Annotated in this window: 1 protein-coding gene and 2 pseudogenes; all 3 read left to right on the top strand. The window is 74.1% G+C overall.

The window, feature by feature from the left end:
* Positions 1 to 40: 40 nt before the first annotated feature.
* A pseudogene (locus OO52_RS54930) lies at positions 41 to 262 on the top strand (hypothetical protein); the annotation flags it as partial.
* Positions 242 to 2,140: pseudogene (locus OO52_RS51330) on the top strand (amino acid adenylation domain-containing protein); the annotation flags it as partial. The pseudogenes OO52_RS54930 and OO52_RS51330, both read left to right, overlap by 21 nt.
* Before the next feature lie 124 nt (positions 2,141 to 2,264).
* Positions 2,265 to 2,537 (top strand): condensation domain-containing protein (locus OO52_RS53885; RefSeq protein WP_348539060.1); only part of this gene is annotated, 273 nt, incomplete at its 3' end.

Below are 2,537 nucleotides of genomic sequence, written 5' to 3'. Positions count from 1 at the left end.
CCCCACCCGCACCCTCGCCCACCACCCCCTCTTCCAGGTGATGCTCGTCCTGCAGAACAACGCCCAGGGCGAGGCCCGGCTGCCCGGCGTGCACGCCCGTGCGGAGGACCTGAGCGCGGGAGTCGCGAAGTTCGACCTGATCCTGAATGTGCGGGAGGGCCCGGACGGCGTCACCGGCACGTTCGGGTACGCCGAGGACCTCTTCGAGCGGGCGACCGCCGCAGCCCTGGCGGACCGGCTGGTGCGGCTCCTCGACGCCGCCGCGGCCGACCCCGGGCAGCCGATCGGCGCCCTGCCGGTGCTCGGCGGCACCGAGCGCCGTACGGTGCTGCGGACCTGGAACGACACCGCCCGGGAGGTCCCGTGCGGCTCCCTGCCCGCGCTGTTCTCCGCGCAGGCGGCCCGCACCCCGGACGCCGTCGCCCTGCGGTCCGGCGACGACACCCTCAGCTACGCCGAACTGGACCGGCGGGCCAACCGGTTCGCGCACCGGCTGCTCGCCGAGGGAGTGGGACCGGAGACCCCGGTCGCCCTGTACCTGGACCGCTCCTTCGACGCCGTCGTCACGATCCTCGGCGTCCTGAAGGCCGGCGGCCTGTACGTCCCGCTCGACGTCCGCTCCCCCGCCGCCCGGCTGCGGCTGGTCCTGGCGCAGGCGGGCGCTCCGCTCGTGGTCACCGACCGGGACGACCTGGAGCTCCCGCCGGGTGTCCGGGTCCTCACGCCGGACGCGGACGGCATGCCGGACCACGACCCGGCGGTGCCGGTGGAGCCGGGCCGGCTGGCGTACGCGATGTTCACGTCCGGGTCGACCGGCACTCCCAAGGGCGTGGTGGTCACCCACGACAACATCGTGGCCCTCGCCGCCGACCGGTCCTTCGCGGGCGGCGCCCACGAGCGGGTCCTGCTGCACTCGCCACTGGCCTTCGACGCCTCGACGTACGAGCTGTGGGTACCGCTGCTCGCGGGCGGCGAGGTCGTCGTGGCGCCCCGGGGCGAGACCGACCTCGGCTTCCTGCGCGCCCAGCTGACCCGCGACGGGGTCACGGCGGTGTTCCTGACCACGGCCCTGTTCAACCTGCTCGCCGAGGAGCCGGGCGACCCGCTGTCGGGTGTGCGTGAGGTGTGGACCGGCGGCGAGGCGGGGTCGGCGGCCGCGATGCGCCGCGTGACGGAGCGCTGCCCGGACACCCGGGTGGTGCACGTGTACGGCCCCACGGAGACGACCACGTTCGCCACCCGGCACCCGGTCCGCCGCCCGTACGACTACGCGGGCACCCCGCCGATCGGTGCCCCCATGGACAACACCACCGCCTACGTGCTCGACGCGCGGCTGCGTCCGGTCCCGGTCGGCGTGCCCGGGGAGCTGTACCTGGGCGGTGCCGGTCTGGCGCGCGGCTATCTGAACCGTCCGGGCCTGACGGCGGGCCGGTTCGTCGCCGACCCGTTCGGCGCGCCCGGGGGCCGCCTGTACCGCACCGGCGACGTGGTCCGCTGGACCGCCGACGGCCGGCTGGAGTTCGTCGGACGCGCCGACCACCGAACGCCTGCCCGAGTACATGGTCCCGTCGGCGATCGTGCCGCTCGACGCACTGCCCCTGACCCCCAACGGCAAACTCGACCACAAAGCGCTCCCCGCTCCGCAGTACGGCGACCACAACGGCCCGGGCCGGGCCCCGCGCACCGCACAGGAGGAGATCCTGTGCGCACTGTTCGCCGAGGTGCTGGGCCTGGAGAAGGTCGGCCCGGAGGCCAACTTCTTCGAGCTCGGCGGGCATTCGCTGCTCGCCACCCGCCTGATCAGCCGTATCCGCACGGTCTTCGAGGCCGAGACCAGCCTGCGCACCCTGTTCGAGAACCCGACCGCGGAGACCCTCGTCACCCGCCTGGCCCGTGCCGAGAAGGCCCGGCCCAGGCTGCGGCCGATGAAGAGGTCCGAGGAGATGTCATGATTCCGCTCTCTCACGCCCAGCACAGGCTGTGGTTCCTGTACCGCCTGGAAGGCCCGAGCCCCACCTACAACGTACCGCTCGCCCTGCGCGCCGACGACCTCCTGGACCCCGGCGCGATGCGGGACGCCGTACGGGACGTCGTCGCCCGGCACGAGAGCCTGCGGACCGTGTTCCCGGCCGTGGACGGCGTGCCACGGCAGCGCGTCCTGCCGGCCGAGCAGGCCGGCGTCGAGCTCGGCACGGCACGGGTGACGTCGGCCGGGCTGGACGAGGCGCTGGCCGCAGCCGCCCGGCACGCCTTCCTGGGAGCCGCTGCCGGTCCAGTACGCCGACTACGCCCTGTGGCAGCAGGACGTCCTCGGCGACGACACCGACCCCGACAGCCTCCTCTCACGCCAACTCGACTTCTGGCGCCAGGAGCTGTCGGGCCTGCCCGAAATCCTCGAACTCCCGCTGGACCGCCCCCGCCCGGCCGTCGCCTCCCACACCGGCGACCTGGTCGACCTCCACATACCGGCCCGCACCCACCGCGCGCTGAAGGACCTGGCCCGCTCCACCGGCTCCACCATGTTCATGGTCCTGCAC

This window comes from Streptomyces flaveolus (assembly GCF_000716535.1).
Classification (GTDB): Bacteria; Actinomycetota; Actinomycetes; order Streptomycetales; family Streptomycetaceae; genus Streptomyces; species Streptomyces flaveolus_A.
The sequence above is the reverse complement of the archived record's forward strand: the minus strand, read 5'-3'. Positions and strand labels throughout refer to the sequence as shown.